This window comes from Pseudomonas sp. HP_08, from assembly GCF_055284095.1.
The window spans coordinates 64,412-79,239 of record NZ_JBTOQC010000007.1 but is presented as its reverse complement, the minus strand read 5'-3'; the positions used below and the strand labels follow the sequence as shown (position 1 = coordinate 79,239).

Annotated in this window: 17 protein-coding genes and 2 pseudogenes; 10 read left to right on the top strand and 9 right to left on the bottom strand. The window is 56.3% G+C overall.

Features of this window, described 5'->3' with window-relative positions; translation table 11 throughout:
• The first annotated feature begins 22 nt into the window (after positions 1-22).
• From ACYAS9_RS08285 to ACYAS9_RS08275, 3 genes are all read left to right on the top strand, one after another.
• Positions 23-1,516 (top strand): CoA-acylating methylmalonate-semialdehyde dehydrogenase, encoded by a 1,494-nt coding sequence (locus tag ACYAS9_RS08285; protein ID WP_463567825.1) that lies wholly within the window; start codon positions 23-25, stop codon positions 1,514-1,516.
• Between the two features lie 190 nt (positions 1,517-1,706).
• On the top strand, positions 1,707-2,558 hold the full coding sequence (locus ACYAS9_RS08280) for a DUF6508 domain-containing protein (RefSeq protein ID WP_463567824.1): 852 nt from the start codon (positions 1,707-1,709) through the stop codon (positions 2,556-2,558).
• Positions 2,559-2,570: 12 nt separating this feature from the next.
• Positions 2,571-3,158 (top strand): SMI1/KNR4 family protein, encoded by a 588-nt coding sequence (locus ACYAS9_RS08275; RefSeq protein ID WP_463567823.1) that lies wholly within the window; start codon positions 2,571-2,573, stop codon positions 3,156-3,158.
• A 29-nt stretch (positions 3,159-3,187) separates the two neighbouring features.
• Here the strand turns inward: ACYAS9_RS08275 and ACYAS9_RS08270 are convergent, their stop codons facing one another.
• Positions 3,188-3,931, bottom strand: a complete 744-nt coding sequence (locus ACYAS9_RS08270; RefSeq protein ID WP_463567822.1) for a class I SAM-dependent DNA methyltransferase — start codon at positions 3,929-3,931, stop codon at positions 3,188-3,190.
• Between the two features lie 99 nt (positions 3,932-4,030).
• On the bottom strand, positions 4,031-4,297 hold the full coding sequence (locus ACYAS9_RS08265) for a hypothetical protein (RefSeq protein ID WP_463567821.1): 267 nt from the start codon (positions 4,295-4,297) through the stop codon (positions 4,031-4,033).
• 217 nt (positions 4,298-4,514) lie between these two features.
• On the opposite strand from ACYAS9_RS08265, the pseudogene ACYAS9_RS08260 reads away from it, so the two are divergent.
• The 4 genes and pseudogenes from ACYAS9_RS08260 to ACYAS9_RS08245 all read left to right on the top strand — a co-directional run.
• Positions 4,515-4,655 (top strand): annotated as a pseudogene (locus ACYAS9_RS08260) (TOBE domain-containing protein); the annotation flags it as partial.
• A gap of 113 nt (positions 4,656-4,768) precedes the next feature.
• Positions 4,769-5,290 carry a DUF4142 domain-containing protein gene (locus ACYAS9_RS08255; protein ID WP_463567820.1) on the top strand — a complete coding sequence of 174 codons (522 nt, stop codon included), beginning with the start codon at positions 4,769-4,771 and terminating at the stop codon, positions 5,288-5,290.
• 82 nt (positions 5,291-5,372) lie between these two features.
• Positions 5,373-5,789, top strand: a complete 417-nt coding sequence (locus tag ACYAS9_RS08250; RefSeq protein WP_463567819.1) for a low affinity iron permease family protein — start codon at positions 5,373-5,375, stop codon at positions 5,787-5,789.
• Between the two features lie 123 nt (positions 5,790-5,912).
• Positions 5,913-7,091, top strand: a complete 1,179-nt coding sequence (locus tag ACYAS9_RS08245) for a sensor histidine kinase (protein WP_463567818.1) — start codon at positions 5,913-5,915, stop codon at positions 7,089-7,091.
• A gap of 46 nt (positions 7,092-7,137) precedes the next feature.
• Here the strand turns inward: ACYAS9_RS08245 and ACYAS9_RS08240 are convergent, their stop codons facing one another.
• A complete protein-coding gene (locus tag ACYAS9_RS08240; protein WP_463567817.1) occupies positions 7,138-7,539 on the bottom strand; it encodes a response regulator in 402 nt (133 codons plus the stop codon).
• An 828-nt stretch (positions 7,540-8,367) separates the two neighbouring features.
• Positions 8,368-8,580, bottom strand: a complete 213-nt coding sequence (locus ACYAS9_RS08235) for a hypothetical protein (protein WP_463567816.1) — start codon at positions 8,578-8,580, stop codon at positions 8,368-8,370.
• Positions 8,581-8,842: 262 nt separating this feature from the next.
• Between ACYAS9_RS08235 and ACYAS9_RS08230 the strand changes: the two genes are divergently transcribed.
• Both ACYAS9_RS08230 and ACYAS9_RS08225 read left to right on the top strand, forming a co-directional pair.
• On the top strand, positions 8,843-9,418 hold the full coding sequence (locus tag ACYAS9_RS08230; RefSeq protein WP_463567815.1) for a DNA adenine methylase: 576 nt from the start codon (positions 8,843-8,845) through the stop codon (positions 9,416-9,418).
• Positions 9,418-10,251, top strand: coding sequence for an 8-oxoguanine DNA glycosylase (locus ACYAS9_RS08225; protein WP_463567814.1), 834 nt, complete (start codon positions 9,418-9,420; stop codon positions 10,249-10,251). Before ACYAS9_RS08230 ends, ACYAS9_RS08225 begins: the two co-directional genes overlap by 1 nt.
• Here ACYAS9_RS08225 and ACYAS9_RS08220 read toward each other — a convergent pair.
• From ACYAS9_RS08220 to ACYAS9_RS08205, 4 genes are read right to left on the bottom strand one after another with little or no spacing between them, the layout of a single operon-like run.
• Entirely contained in the window at positions 10,186-10,863 is a 678-nt protein-coding gene (locus tag ACYAS9_RS08220) for a nitroreductase family protein (RefSeq protein WP_463567813.1), read from the bottom strand. The genes ACYAS9_RS08225 and ACYAS9_RS08220 overlap by 66 nt on opposite strands.
• Positions 10,841-11,446 carry a 7-cyano-7-deazaguanine synthase gene (locus tag ACYAS9_RS08215; RefSeq protein ID WP_463567812.1) on the bottom strand — a complete coding sequence of 202 codons (606 nt, stop codon included), beginning with the start codon at positions 11,444-11,446 and terminating at the stop codon, positions 10,841-10,843. Before ACYAS9_RS08215 ends, ACYAS9_RS08220 begins: the two co-directional genes overlap by 23 nt.
• Positions 11,443-12,651, bottom strand: a complete 1,209-nt coding sequence (locus ACYAS9_RS08210; protein ID WP_463567811.1) for a PfkB family carbohydrate kinase — start codon at positions 12,649-12,651, stop codon at positions 11,443-11,445. Before ACYAS9_RS08210 ends, ACYAS9_RS08215 begins: the two co-directional genes overlap by 4 nt.
• 19 nt (positions 12,652-12,670) lie before the next feature.
• Positions 12,671-12,991, bottom strand: coding sequence for a hypothetical protein (locus tag ACYAS9_RS08205; RefSeq protein ID WP_463567810.1), 321 nt, complete (start codon positions 12,989-12,991; stop codon positions 12,671-12,673).
• Between the two features lie 276 nt (positions 12,992-13,267).
• Here ACYAS9_RS08205 and ACYAS9_RS08200 point away from each other — a divergent pair.
• A pseudogene (locus ACYAS9_RS08200) lies at positions 13,268-13,757 on the top strand (IS21 family transposase); the annotation flags it as partial.
• A 385-nt stretch (positions 13,758-14,142) separates the two neighbouring features.
• Here the strand turns inward: ACYAS9_RS08200 and ACYAS9_RS08195 are convergent.
• Positions 14,143-14,406, bottom strand: coding sequence for an HAD domain-containing protein (locus ACYAS9_RS08195; RefSeq protein WP_463567809.1), 264 nt, complete (start codon positions 14,404-14,406; stop codon positions 14,143-14,145).
• Positions 14,407-14,828 lie beyond the last annotated feature (422 nt).

Here is a 14,828-nt window from a genome sequence, read left to right as displayed (position 1 = left end):
CAGGCATTACGAGACCCTACTCATGAGCACCATTTCGCACCTGATCAACGGCGAGTACGTCGCTGACCAAAGCCGCACCGCCGATGTGTTCAATCCGTCGACCGGTCAGGCCATCCGTAAAGTCAGCCTGGCCAGCCGCGCCACCGTGCAACAGGCCATCGACGCCGCGCAAGCCGCCTTCCCGGCCTGGCGCAACACGCCACCGGGCAAGCGCGCGCAGGTGATGTTTCGCTTCAAGCAACTGCTGGAAGCCAACGAAGGGCGCATCGCCCAGTTGATCAGCGAAGAACACGGCAAGACCCTAGAAGACGCCGCCGGCGAACTGAAACGTGGCATCGAGAACGTCGAGTTCGCCACCGCCGCACCAGAGATTCTCAAGGGCGATTACAGCCGCAACGTCGGCCCGAACATCGATGCCTGGACCGACCTGCAACCGATCGGCGTGGTCGCCGGTATCACCCCGTTCAACTTCCCGGCCATGGTCCCGCTGTGGATGTACCCGCTGGCCATCGCCTGCGGCAACTGCTTCATCCTCAAGCCGTCCGAGCGCGACCCAAGCTCCACGCTGCTGATCGCCGAACTGCTGCACGAAGCCGGCCTGCCCAAGGGCGTGCTCAACGTGGTGCATGGCGACAAGGAAGCGGTGGACGCGCTGATCGAAGCGCCTGAGGTCAAGGCCCTGAGCTTCGTCGGCTCGACGCCGATTGCCGAGTACATCTACTCCGAAGGCACCAAACGCGGCAAGCGCGTACAGGCCTTGGGCGGCGCGAAGAACCACGCGGTGCTGATGCCCGACGCCGAACTGGACAACGCCGTCAGCGCGCTGATGGGCGCCGCTTATGGTTCGTGCGGCGAGCGCTGCATGGCCATCTCGGTGGCGGTGTGCGTTGGCGATCAGGTGGCTGACGCGCTGGTGCAGAAACTGGTGCCACAGATCAAGGCGCTGAAGATCGGCGCCGGCACCTCGGCAGGCCTGGACATGGGTCCGCTGGTCACCGCAGCGGCCAAGGAAAAAGTGCTCGGCTACATCGACGACGGCCATGCAAGCGGTGCAGAACTGGTGGTCGACGGTCGCGATTTGAGCGTGACCGGCCACGAGAACGGCTTCTTTGTCGGCGGCACGCTGTTCGACCGCGTCAGCCCGGAAATGCGCATCTACAAGGAAGAGATCTTCGGCCCGGTGCTGTGCGTCGTGCGGGTGGGCAGCCTGGAAGAAGCCATCGCCCTGATCAACGCGCATGAATACGGCAACGGCACCTGCATCTTCACCCGCGACGGTGAATCGGCGCGGCTGTTCTGCGACGAAATCGAAGTCGGCATGGTCGGCGTCAACGTACCGCTGCCCGTGCCGGTCAGCTACCACAGCTTCGGCGGCTGGAAACGCTCGCTGTTTGGCGATCTGCACGCTTACGGCCCGGATGGCGTGCGCTTCTATACACGCAAGAAAGCGGTGACCCAGCGCTGGCCGAAACGCACCAGCCATGAAGCCTCGCAGTTCGCGTTCCCGAGTTTGTAAGCAGGAGTGGTGAATCAAAAAGAGCGCCTCGAAGGGCGCTCTTTTTGGTTGTGGCGACAGACTACAAAAACCGCTCAGGGAACCCGGCACAACAGCGCGACTCCAAGCAGCACACCGCTGTTCGGTATCAGGACGCTTTCAGAATGATGGACCTTCGCCCCTGCCCTTCGGCCCTTGCCTGGGAACACACATGTTCAGCCTCGTCGCGCGTTTGAAGGCCTGGCTGGGGCTGTCGTTCAATCAACCCTGCCCAGCCCATGAAGGCCGCGGCCTGCTCGAACCCTGGCGACTCATGCCGCCGGATCTGGCGCCTCTGGAAGACACAGGGCCTGAGCTGGTAGCGCGTTATCAGGCGTTCATTGCCTCTGGGATTTCATCAGGCCAGGCGTCCTGGGTCGCCGAAGGCCAGCAGCTGGCGCTCGATCTGCATGCGCATGCGGTCAATCTCAGCTACTCCAAAGCCTACGAGAATTCCTTTGATATCTATTGGCTCATGCAGGGCGCCGCGACGGTTTCACTGTGGGTGACAGGTCCGCATTCAGCCGAGTTTCAGGGTTACCTCAAGGATGTTCATTTCTATGAAAACTCAGGAATGTTCGCCGATCAGGTGCGGCTGTTCGATCACTATGTGGCCCGGATAGCAGGCCCGCAGCCTGCCGATATCGATGAGCTGCTCGCCTACCTGCCGCGCCTGTATCCCGACGGCGTTGCCATCAAGACGTCATTCTTTACGGCTGATAGTGAGTGGCCCAGCTACGTTGAGGTCGTCAATGCGTTCTATGCAGCGGCAGGCCAGGACTGCTGGATGGATTTCGAGTACGACATGCAACGTACCGGGGAAAAGCTGCGCGATAGCGAGCATGTGGCCGCCGCTTCGTTGAGCGAGGTGAAGACCCTGCTGACCTGGTGCGTGCGTGGCGAGCGTTTCTGTGACGGTCACCACGGTTCGATGATCGAAAAAGGCTACATCCTTGACCTGCTCAAGCGTCTGGCCGTATTGCGTCAGGAAACACCCGACACCCACCCGTTTTTACTTTCTTGAAAAGGTCTCACCATGTCCATCGTCGATGAATACCTGACCGGCCTGATCCCGCTGCTGCCTGACGAAAGCCGGGAGCAATTGAAGCTGGCGCACGGCGCCTCGCAGGCCGATCTGCAAAGGCTCACCGCACGTTATCCACAGACCCCGGCCAGCCTGCTGGAACTGCTGGGCCGCATTGACGGCACCCATTTTCGCGAATACCCGGGCGGTGAAATCTACGTGCTGATGCTGGGCTCGGATGTCTTCGAGTACCCGTATTACCTGAGCTCTGTGGAGCAGATTCTCAAGGAAGCAGAGGAATACAACGACAGCATTGCCCAGGTGTATGGCGAGTACCTTGAAGAAGACCCGGAGCTGATCGGCGCCGGCATCGACGGCACGCTGGGCATGGGCCAGCGCTTGTGTTTTTCACAGTGCATGAACAACGGCGGCACCTCGCGGCTGTATCTGGACTTCAATCCGGCAGCGGGCGGCACGGTCGGGCAAGTGGTGCGTTACCTGCACGACCCGGACAGCTACAAGGTGATTGCCGGCAGCTTCGATGAGTACCTGCGCCAGCTGATCGACCATGGCTATGAGTTTATTGTCGACTACGACTGAGTGAGCGGCCTGTGGATAACCAGGCCGTCTCAGACCTTCACGCAGACAAAAATCGCGTTGCCGGACACACCGTCCCACGGGGTGATTTTTTCATAGTCATGCTCGAATACCGTGACCTCGAACCAGGGCTTGAGCAACGCCTGTAACTCGACAAAACTGGCGGCCACCATCGGGTGCTCGTCCTGCCAGGTCTGGGTCACGCCATCGCAGGTCTTGTCGATGCGCAGCCGCAACGACTGCCGCTCGCCCTGGCCTGAGTAGTACCAGGCGGAACCGAAGGCGAAATCACTGCCGTCGTGGGTGACTGCATGGCCCACGGCCGAGCGGTTGTCGATGCGCTCCTTGTCCACCGCGTTGAAGCAGAACACGCCGTTTTCTCCCAGCGCATCATGCACGCGCACGATGCAGGCCTTGAGGCGCTGCAAGTCTGCGTTGTAGTGCATGGAATACAAGAAGCAGGTGACCAGATCCAGTGGCTCGTTCACCGTGAAATCGCCCATGTCGCGGCAATCGAAGCGGGCTTCGGGGCAACGCTGGGCGGCGATGTCGAGCATCGGCTGATTGATGTCCAGGCCGGCACTGCGGTAGCCGAAATCAAGAAAGTGACGAATGTGCGGCCCGGTGCCACACGCCAGATCCAGATGATTACGCCCGCCGTTGCCGAACAGTTGATGCAGCCTGCGGATGCTCTGGCTTTGCGCCTGATAGTCGATGTCGGCGCACATCAGATCGTAGTAGGCAGACAAATCGGTATACAGCGCATTGGGGGTCATAGAGAACCGGCAGGTTAGGCAAGGGCGTTGGGCGCGGCATCATACCTTAACCCCGTGAAGTGTCCCGGCCATAAAGCGCTGTGAAAGGCGGCGCGAAGATTATTTGTGGCGCTGCAACTCTGTCTGGCGTTGGTACAACCAGGCTTGCCGCTTGGCCAGATGATCGGCCATGGCGGCCAATTTGTCTTCTGCATGCGCGATGACAGCATCCTTGGTTGGGAAAAGCTCATCCATAGGATGGTTGCGGCCCGAATGGGTGCAGTCATGAGTGCTGTCGATATAGCCCAAACCCACCAACTCGACCTCTACAGGTTCGTAGTTGCGGGTCAGTAGCCAAGCTTTATAAGGGTAGGTTCTGCCGCGCATGAGCCTGTTCCGGTCGCCATATCAATCGCTATATAGATAACACTATAGCGATAAGTCATCGGCAGACAAGAGGGCTGCCAGCTTGCCGAAGGCATTGTCTGCATATGGAAAAACAGGCCCCCGACAGCCCATTCGACCTGCGGGCTAAAACTGATCGGCGGTGACGCCCCGGTAGGCGTCGTTACCGTTGACAGTGCAAACACTCTGAAATGCCTAAATGGTGATCGAGCTCGTCGGCGGTACCAGAATCCACTCCATCGTCACCCGCGATGCGGTAAATGAGCTCGGCCTGGTCCCTGGCGCCACGGCAACAGCAATCATCAAGGCATCTCACGTGATTCTCGGCGTACCTGCCTGAATCTGCGCGATCCCGATCCGCACGATGGCGCGAAGCTCAAAAGTGTTGAACTTCATTTCACGGGTATCAGTCCCTTTCAGGCATGGCTAATAAAATCTTGAAAGGAGTTCACCATGAAGAATGTATTTCGCGCCGGTACCCTGAGCCTGTTCGTGGCACTGGCAAGCACCACGGCGTTTGCCGACTCGCCTGCCGAGTTCGTCGATGAAGCCTCGGCCAAGGGCATCGCTGAAGTTGAAGCCGGCAAGCTGGCGCTGCAAAAGAGCCAGTCGGCCGACGTCAAAACCTTCGCGCAGATGATGATCGACGATCACACCGCAGCCAACGAGAAGCTCAAGACCATTGCGACCACCAAGAAGCTTGAGGTGAGCACTGATGCCGAGCTGCTGGACAAGGCGAAAAAACTCATTCTCGATATTCGTGAAGAGTCCTTTGACCGCTCGTATGCCAACAACCAGGTCAAGGCACACGAGCAGACCATCGAACTGTTCAATGAAGAAATCAAGGATGGCAAGGACGCCGAACTCAAGGCGTTCGCTGAAGCCACGCTGCCCAAACTCAAGGCGCACCTGAGCGAGGCCCGCAAACTGGCTGCCGCACATGGCGGTGACGCCGCTAAAGACCCGGCTAAATAAGGCCTGGCCTTAAAGCGTCAGAGCCCTTGCGGGTCACGTACCCGCAAGGGCCAGGGATTTTGATTTTCCGGAAGGCCCCGTCATGAAGTTCGCCAAGATTGCCCAGTCCATCTCGAAGAGAACCGGCAGCCCGACCGCCTTTCTGGTGGCTGTATTACTGATCATGCTCTGGGCAGGCACCGGCCCCTGGTTTCATTACAACGATACCTGGCAACTGATCATCAACACCTCGACCACTATCGTCACCTTCCTGATGGTGTTCATCATCCAGAACACCCAGAACCGCGATAACGACATCCTGCACATCAAGATCGATGAGCTGCTCAGGGCCACCAATCAGGCGCACATGGCGGTGCTTGATCTGGACAGCAAGGACTCCAAGCAACTCAAACAGATACGCCGCCAGTACCGCAAGCTGGCCAGTGGCGAAGAGATCGAGATTCTCGAACAGGAGACGGTTGTGAAGAGTGAGACGCAGCAGGACGACAAACGGGTTTGACCCGCTATGTCTGTTTGACACTACACTCCACAACTTGACCCGATTTTCAGGGTCTGACAGCTACCACCATGGGGGCGCTATAATTTCTGCCCTCCAGCTGCCTATTCCTACGCGGAAATCGCCATGACCTCCTGGACATCTTCGCTGGTCGAAACCGAGAATCAGCTCATGCTCGCGCAAGGCCAGCCCGAGACCGTTGCCTGCGACGAGCGTCTCGATGCGCTGCGCAGCTATGGGATTCTCGACACGCCGCGCGAAGCCGAATTCGACGACCTGGTGGCGTTGGCGGCAGACATTTGTGAAGTGCCCATCTCAGTCGTCAACCTGATCGAAGAGCATCGCCAGTGGTTCAAGGCAGAGATTGGTCTGGGTATCAGAGAAACACCGCTGGATATTTCTATTTGCCGTCATGTTCTTTTGCAGCCCGGGGTCACCATTATCCCCGACCTGCGCGACGATCCCCGAATGTGTGCCAACCCGCTGGTGACTGCGGACTCCGGCCTGCGTTTTTATGCCGGTTGTTTGCTGGAAACACCCGACGGGCATGGCATCGGTACTCTCTGCATACTTGATCGAACCCCACGGGTCCTGACAGATCGCCAACAGTCCGCTCTCAGGACCCTGGCGAAACAGGTTATGGGGCAACTTGAGCTTCGACGTTCGCTGAAAGAGAAAACCAGGCTGCTTGAGCAAAAGGAAATGCTGCTCAAAGAGGTCAATCACCGGACCAAGAACAACCTGCAACTCATTGTCGGATTGATTCAGCTCCAGCTTCGCCAACTGCATGACGATCAGGCCCGCGCCGCCTTGACTGACACGTCCAGGCGGATCATGAGCATCGCGGCCGTGCACGAGAAGTTGTATCAGTCGGACCAGGTGGGCGCGGTGGATACTGCTTCGTATCTGTCCCAGGTCATTGCGGGAATCAAAGCGACGGCCTCTCCCCAGGCCAGGTTCGAACTTGATCTGGAGTCGGTGATCCTGCCGATGGACAGTGCCATTCCGCTTGCCCTGCTGGTCAACGAGTTACTTACCAATGCACTCAAGTACGCTTACGCACTTCCCTCGCAAGGTGCTGTGTGGGTGACGTTGAAACCGGAAAGCGACTGCGTGGTGTTGACGGTAGTGGATCAGGGCCAGGGAATGCCGCCTGGGTTCGATTACCGTAAAAGCAGGTCTCTGGGGATGAAGATCATTGCGTCACTGGGGCGACAATTGAATGCGCAAGTGACCTTTTCCGATAACCAGCCCGGCGTCAGATGCGTGGTCAGGTTCGTACCCTTTACGCCAACCGGCTCTTGAATACCGAGCCTGAGCGGGTTCTTTCCTGCCAACCCAGGCAAGCTCTTTACTGCACAGCGCCAGCAAGTGCGGTTCGTACCGAAGACACCATATCGGCCATCGCAAACGGTTTACGAAGGAATCGCACCTCGGCGCAGATACCGGCGCTCTCGAACGTTTCCATGCCCGACATGGCGACTATCGGTATGGCAGGCCAGACACGCATGGAGTAGTTGGCCAATTGCGCGCCATTCATGGATCCCGGCATATTGATATCCGTGAGGATCAACGCGACGTCTGAAGCCGCGTCCGTCAGGTAAGCAAGTGCCTGATCAGCATCGGACTTGGCGACGACTTCCATTCCCTCACTTTCCAGGACCTCGCTCAAGAGATCGCGGATCAACGCCTCATCCTCCACAACCAGAATGATTTGATGTGAGTTTTCAACTGCTTGCGTAGTAGCCATCATGGCAGGATTCTCTATGTCGTCCGCATTCTTGACGGGCGGGTCTTGAGCAGTTGAGTGATCCACAAAGCAGAAATTCAGAATATTTCTCGGCAGGGCGACGACGCAGATGAAAGGAGCCGTTATGTGTGGCGCAAAGAAAAGCGCGGCATTTTAGCCGCGTCTCTCATTAGCACTGATCTGGACAATTGAAGCTGTCGCACGCAGGGCTGAGGTTCCAAGACTTTCAGAGTCCCCAAGACAAATATGTAAAACTGTCGCAAAACTAAAAGTCCTTAGAAAGGACCGTGCCTTAGACAATAAAAACTGTCTAGCCTAAATAACCAACTGAAAAACAAAGGTTTTCTCAAGAATCTAGAAAAGTAACATTCCGACCTCAGGTATGTAGCTGATGGTGTCCACTCATGGTTGCGGGCCTAGGCCTTGTCCGGATACTCGTGGTCTGAGTGTCCGGATGGCGTGGAATCCGCAATGAGGCTCCTTCCAAAACCCTATCATGCTTTGAATCAGGTGCGTGGTTCGCTTTATCGTCTCGGTAAGGGGCAGCAGCATTTTCTTTCCATCTCGAAAGGCGGGCGACTGGATGATCTTAAAATCAGAAGAAATTAGCGATGGCCAGCTTTGGCATCGTGAGCGGCCGGTTCCAGCTCTTTGTGAAGGGCCGCTTTGGTTCGTTAGTGGTCGAGGCAATTTTACATCCAGCGCAATACGGCTTTCGACTGCACACATTCGGGCAAGACTCAATCCGGTGAACGGCATGCACTTACGCCCTGGCGTGCCTGCCTTCTCCAAGAACCTTCCGGCGATCCTACCGCCGGAAGGTTTTTTAGGTTATTGGGCCAGGTAGAGGTCGAATTGGTAGTTGCAATACGTCAGGCAGCCGCACAGGGCGAATGGGCGTTTCAATGGCTTTTTCTGCGCGGATGTTTTCGCCTTCTGTTTCGTGGCTTTCCCCTTCAGAGCTGCTTTTCGTTTCAGATTGAGGGTCTGTTTTGATTTGCGTTTCGCTGGGTTAGAGGTGCTGCGTGGCTTAGATGCTTTCATCTGTCCGACTTCCTATTTTGTGGGTTTAGAGGCCGGGTGAAGCGTGGCCTCTCCCCTAAATTAGGATCCGCAAATCCTTCTCCTCTCGCGTTCCGGGAACGCCTGTACCGTTTGGCGGTACTCTATTGACATCATCGTCATTTCTGACGATGCTGCGCTCATGAGATATCCAGGCGGAAAGGGCAAGTGCTATCAGCGCTTGATCAATCTGATGCCCCCGCATCAGACCTACATCGAGTCGCACCTAGGCGGTGGCGCTGTTATGCGCAACAAAAAAGCTGCTGCCCGAAACATCGGGTTGGACCTCGATGCACAGGTGATTGAGCGCTGGCGTGTGGAGCAGCCCATGGCGTGCGAACTGCACCAGGTCGACGCCATCGACTTCTTCAAGACGTTTGCTTTCACCGGCGATGAGTTGGTCTACGCAGATCCCCCGTATGTGATCCAGACGCGGCGGCGCGCGAAGATCTACCGTTGCGATTACAGCTGTGAGGATCATCTGCAGCTACTACGCTGCCTGGTCTCCCTGCCGTGCAATGTGATGCTGTCGGGCTATGACAACGAGCTCTATAACCGCGAGCTCGACGGCTGGCGAAAAGTCAGTTTCTCGGCCAAAACTCATGTCGACGTTCGCGAAGAGACGGTGTGGATAAACTTCGATCCTCCGACTCGTTTGCATGACTCTCGGTACAGGGGAGAGACATTCAGGGACCGGCAAACCATTCAACGTCGACAAGCTCGGCTGCGCTCGAAGATTGTCGAGATGGACCCGCTGGAGCGATACGAGCTGATGCAGTGGATGCAGGAAAACTACGGCCCTACCGAGGAGGCAGCCTGATGCAATTAGGCGCTATTTTTATCGACCATCTCGTCTTCAATGTGGAGCTGCCCAAGCCCTCTGAAGAGGTGATCCCTGGTGTGCCCTGGGGAGCAGTTGAAGCATTCCCGACGCCGGCCTACTGGGCGTATCAGGTGTATGCACGCCGACTGAGTGGGGAACGTATCAACTACAAGCTCGGTGCAACACTCAAGGAAGAAGTAGGTGCCTGCCTTTTGGGTGGACATGGCATCCCTTCAAATATTGGCCTGGCGGCGTACTACCATGTAAAAGCCCGAGGAGCCTTCGGCGACGAACCGCCATCCGAAGAAGAGCTGTTGGAGTGGTTGCGTGAGCCGATGAGTGTGGAAGGCCGCTCCGTGCACTATCGCTTCGCCAAGCAGAAAGCCCGCTACCTCTCTGCGGCTCTTGCCAAGCTGGCCTTTGAACTACCTCCGATTCACTCTGGGCGTGCGCTTCGAGACTGGTTGCTGGATATCCCGGGCATTGGATACAAGACGGCATCATGGGTGGCCAGAAACTGGCTGGACGCCGACGACGTCGCCATTCTGGACATACATATCCTGCGAGCCGGTTTGCTGGGTAAGTTCTTTGATAGCCACCTCACTGTCGAGCGCCATTACCTGCAGTTGGAAGGACAGTTCATCCGCTTCAGTAATGGGTTGGGAGTAAAGCCATCAGAGCTGGATGCCTTGATTTGGCTGGAGATGATGTCTTCCCCTGAAACCGTACATTCGATCATGGGCTTGGGGTCGGTATCGGCGAGTTCACGACGTGCTGGCAAGACCAAGAAGCCCAAGGCCAACGCCAACCAGCTGTCCCTTATTGGATAGAGAGCTGGCCCAAGGTTCTCCGGTAATGCCCAGTGGACAAAAATTGAGTCCTTGGGCCTGTGCTGTCAGCGCGATCAATGCCAGCAGTGCTCCGGCATCGCGCCATATCAGGCTGCATGCGTTCTGGTACTTGGCGAACACCTTGCCGGGCTCGGCCAGAAACAGCAGTCGTACGGCTTGGGAGCTTGGAAGAACCTTTACACTCTCTGCGTAGAGAGGGCCCAGCTTCTCAGCTGCACCAACGATCTCGACCAAGTAGTGACCCTGCGGTTGGTACAACCACCATTTAGCCTCGACCGGTCGGCACAGCACGACATGAATTGGATGAATGCCCCCTGCGGAAGGAGCTGCACGGTGCTCTAGGTCGAAACCCAGTGTAGATGGCCACAGGTCTCGGGACCTGCAGGAATGCCAGAGCAGTGCGCCTAGAGCCGAATCGTCCATGTCCCCGAACTCACGCTCGGTTGTTCGGTTCTCGATTACCTGATGGAACGAGTGGCCTGGCGGCAAACCGACCGGAAGACGCTTTATCTCGCCGGTCGGCCACTTGAAGAGCGCATAAGCCTCCGGGGCGGATCGAGGAGCAGGATTACCCAAATCGATCCAGGTCATGCCCAACCTCATCGAAGACCTCAAAGTACTTATTGCAGCCCCGACAGTTCCCGCATGGGGCGTTGGCTTTGTGGCAGCTGTGCGCCCAAGCCAGGCAGCCAGCTGTAATTCCAGAGACTCTCACCAGTTCCGCGGTGGAGAGAGCAATCGCCGGCGCTTCTACTACCATTCCCCCCTCTTGAAGAGACAAGAGCTTGCTGATGGCTTCCATGAACTCAGGTGTGCCGTCGCGGTGGAACTCATCTGACTTTACGGTGCCGAGCCACAGGTGGGTCACTCCCAGAGAAATGGCCTTCATTGCTGCAAGTGTCACAAGCATCTGGTTGCGATAAGGCCACCAATCGGATGCAGGGGCCAGGTCGTCGGCACTGCTGCCTGCCATGTCACCAGAGCCCAACTGGCGACAATCGATTTCCAGGACGTGGTGCGCAATCCCCAAGTGATTGCAGATCGCGCGAGATGCGGAAATTTCCGCATCGGCAGCCAGTTGACCGTAGTTGAGAGTTATCGCCAAGTCAGGACGCTTCCACCAGGCAATCGACAGGGAGTCCATGCCCCCTGAAAGCAGTAGGGCAGACTTCACAGTGCACAAGCCTCCCAGACCGTTTGGTAGATGGCGGTGACGTAGTCGTCGCTGATTCGACAGTCGGACCCTTCCATCATTTTCTTGTCTTGGGCAGACTCGTTTTCCACGTACAGAACCACCGGCTTGTTCAGTGCCCGGGCGTAACCAATTTCGTAGATGGTTCCCGAGTCGAGGCCGTCGCCAATCGCAAAAAGCAAATCGCTTTCATGGACGCCATCCAAGTCTTTCTGGACCACGTCTTCAGCTGATCCCAACCCGACATCATGAAAAGGGGAAAAAACCTTGAGGCCGAGAGTGGTCAAATCATTCCTCGCCTCGGTGACCATCCATAGCTGAGCCAAGGAAAAGAAAGGGCCCGCCAGGTAGACGGTCGGAGTAAAGCCTTGGCGGTAGCGCTCTGACGGAACGAGCGGCTCGGGCTCATAGGTGTCGAGTCGTTTACGGCTTGGGTGGCCCTGAGTTTCACAATAGTAAGCGGTGGCTTTGGAAGCTCTGGCGGCAGCATCGTGCGCAGACAGCCCTTCATCCATCCAGGCCAGCGCAAAATGAGCAGCGAAGGTGTCGCCTGAACCGATCTTCCAGACTTTACGGGTTCTGTACGCCGGTATCTGGCTGATCGTTCCTTTGTCATAGACCAGGGCGCCCAAAGGTCCCATTTTAATAATGACGACCTCAGCCTCTTCCTTCTCTGCGACTGCAACAGCCAGCTCTGGCGATTGAAGAGACGGGTTGTCGACGAGGAGTCCAGCCTCACTCAGGTTCAATACAACTGCCAAGTGATCAGCTCTGGAACCATTGGCACCGAATGACCTAGGGCCTTCTGCACTCTGAGGGTCGTAAACGGCGCGAGTCGCGGTGACAACTGCCGTGCCTTCGACCATGCCGAACCGAAGGACATTTTTAGCGGCGATTTCGATTCGTAGATGGGGATTGGCCGGCCCCGTCAAAACTGGTGTGGATAGCCCATGCAGGTAGTCGAAGGAAAATCCTTTATCAACCTTAATGGCATGGAAGGCGAAGCCCTCAAGCGCCGCACGGCTATCCATGATGTATTGCTGGTCGACATCAACTGCGCCGTGGAGCTCGGTGCTGCCGCCAAATCGAGCAATAGCGGTTGCGGCGCGCCCGGCAGATCCGTAAACCTCGTCCCAGTTCGGGCGTATGCAGTGTTCTGAATATACGCCACCCAAGATGGTGATCATGAAAGCCTCCTTGCTTCAATCAGACGGGGGAAATGTGCACTCTTACCTGGCCGGCGTTGATCGAGACGACCCGCGCCCAGTAGATATGGCCTTCGCTCATGCATTGGCGCAGGCGTTGCAGGCGACGATCTGCAATCCCACCCACTTCTTCGCCATTCCAGTAGGCGAGCACAACCGATTGGCCGTTCTGGTCACCTGTGACGATGTCCAGCCTATCCCCTTCCCTCAGTCGTTCCACCACGTCATCTTTCGGGGAGGCAATTTGAGCCGTGAACGAGAGTTGATCGCATAGTACGATCGTATCGACGGGGCCGCGCGGGCTTCCACTTGAACCTGACATGAGCATTTCCTTTGCAAAATCGGCAGGGAATACCAATAGCACATCGCAGTGTCGTTTAGCTATCATCATTCCTGCTAAGCGGTGGTGGATTTTTGATCAATTTCAGCTCGTGGCAAGCGCTGTTCGTAGTCTGCAGCGTTCCTCTTGACGAGCTTGATCGGTGTTGCCGCTGACCGAAAACTGAACCAGTAGAGGCTGTTCTGCCGACTGAAAACTGACCCAAGTGTTCAACTGTTTCTGCTCACGTTTTGAGCAGGAGAACACAGGGTGATCAGCATGGGAATGTTGGGGAAAATCCGGCGGATATACTTCCGCGACAAGCTCTCGCTGCATCAGATAGCCAAGCGTATCGGGCTTTCTAGAAACACCATCCGAAAATGGGTCAGAGCGCCCGAAGCCACTCAGCCCTTTCCACGAGACGCTGGAACAGGCGCTCAAGGCCGATTCGTTCCGGCCAAAACACAACCGCAGGAGCGCCAAAGCGCTTTTCGAGCAGATCAAGGCCGAGGGCTACGACGGCGGCTACAGCTAGCTCACGGCGTTTGTGCGCTCTTGGCGAGGTGAGCAAGGCAAGTTTTTACGCGCTTTTGTACCGCTGACTTTTGCGCTCGGCGAGGCGTTTCAATTTGACTGGAACGAAGAGAGTCTGCTGATCAGTGGCCTGTTTCGACGTATCCAAGTCTTCCACATGAAGCTGTGCGCCAGTCGCGCATTCTGGTTGGTTGCGTACCCCAGTCAAGACCACGAGATGCTGTTTGATGCCCATGCTTGAGTAGTCAGGCTGCCGTAGTGCCATCCATCAGCGCCTCCTCAGCGAGAGTCGGCCATGTGACCTTGGACACCTCTCCGCGACGACGCGATTTGTCGCCCCCCATAACAAGATGCAAAAAACACTAGGAGCCCACTGTCATGAAGAACCTACTTGTCGCCATCGGTTGTGTTGTAGTGCTAAAGAAGGCCTGTGAGCTATACCGCGAATACCAAGACTTGAAGCGTTACAAGGAAGCCCACGCGCCCGGAGGCCACTGAACGGGTTACGTGCCCATCTGACTTTAGTCATATGCGTCTCACCGATGATCTTAGCCTGATCACGAGGCATGATTATTTTGATGACACTGGGCATGCTTAGGAAGCGCTTCCTCGGGTGAAGGTCATTGGGCTACAAGCTCCTCAAGACCGCGGCGCAAAGCGCTGAGCGTAGACTCATGACCTAATCCCTGATCTGCAGCACAATGGATTAGGTACTTTCCCGCCTCAGGTGGCCAACCGAAAGCGTCATCATCGATGGCGAGCCAATGCTGGAGATGGGCTCTGGATGCATATCGGCAGATCTGTGTATAACGGGTCCGGCCATCCCAAGTCTGCTCATCAGGCCACTCCCGACTCATTGAGCTATGCCAGGTAGCACCTATCACTTTTTCGTTAAACTCATGTTATCAATTTTAGTGCCACAAAACAGCCTTCCCACAACACATCACTTTTATAACGATTCAGAGAAAAAGCTCTTTTGCAATCTTGGCATTCCTTTAAAAGTACTAGGTTGTGAGTTGGGCAAACCGTTGCAGGTGACTGTAAACTGCGGCGCCAAAATGAAAAACCGAAGCTATCCTTTTGGTCTTTCACGCATGCTAAGCAAATCGCTCTCCCTTTCCCCACGACCAAACTACTGACATTAGTACTATTATTGATATAAAGCTCACCAGAATAACTGTCTGACAATTCATCATTGAATCTGCCTGTCATTGGATAAACCGTATGATTATGCAGAATCTTGTTAAATCCATATCTACCTGGCCACCCCATAAGTGTAGCTACTCTTCTCAGAGTTCTTGTCGAC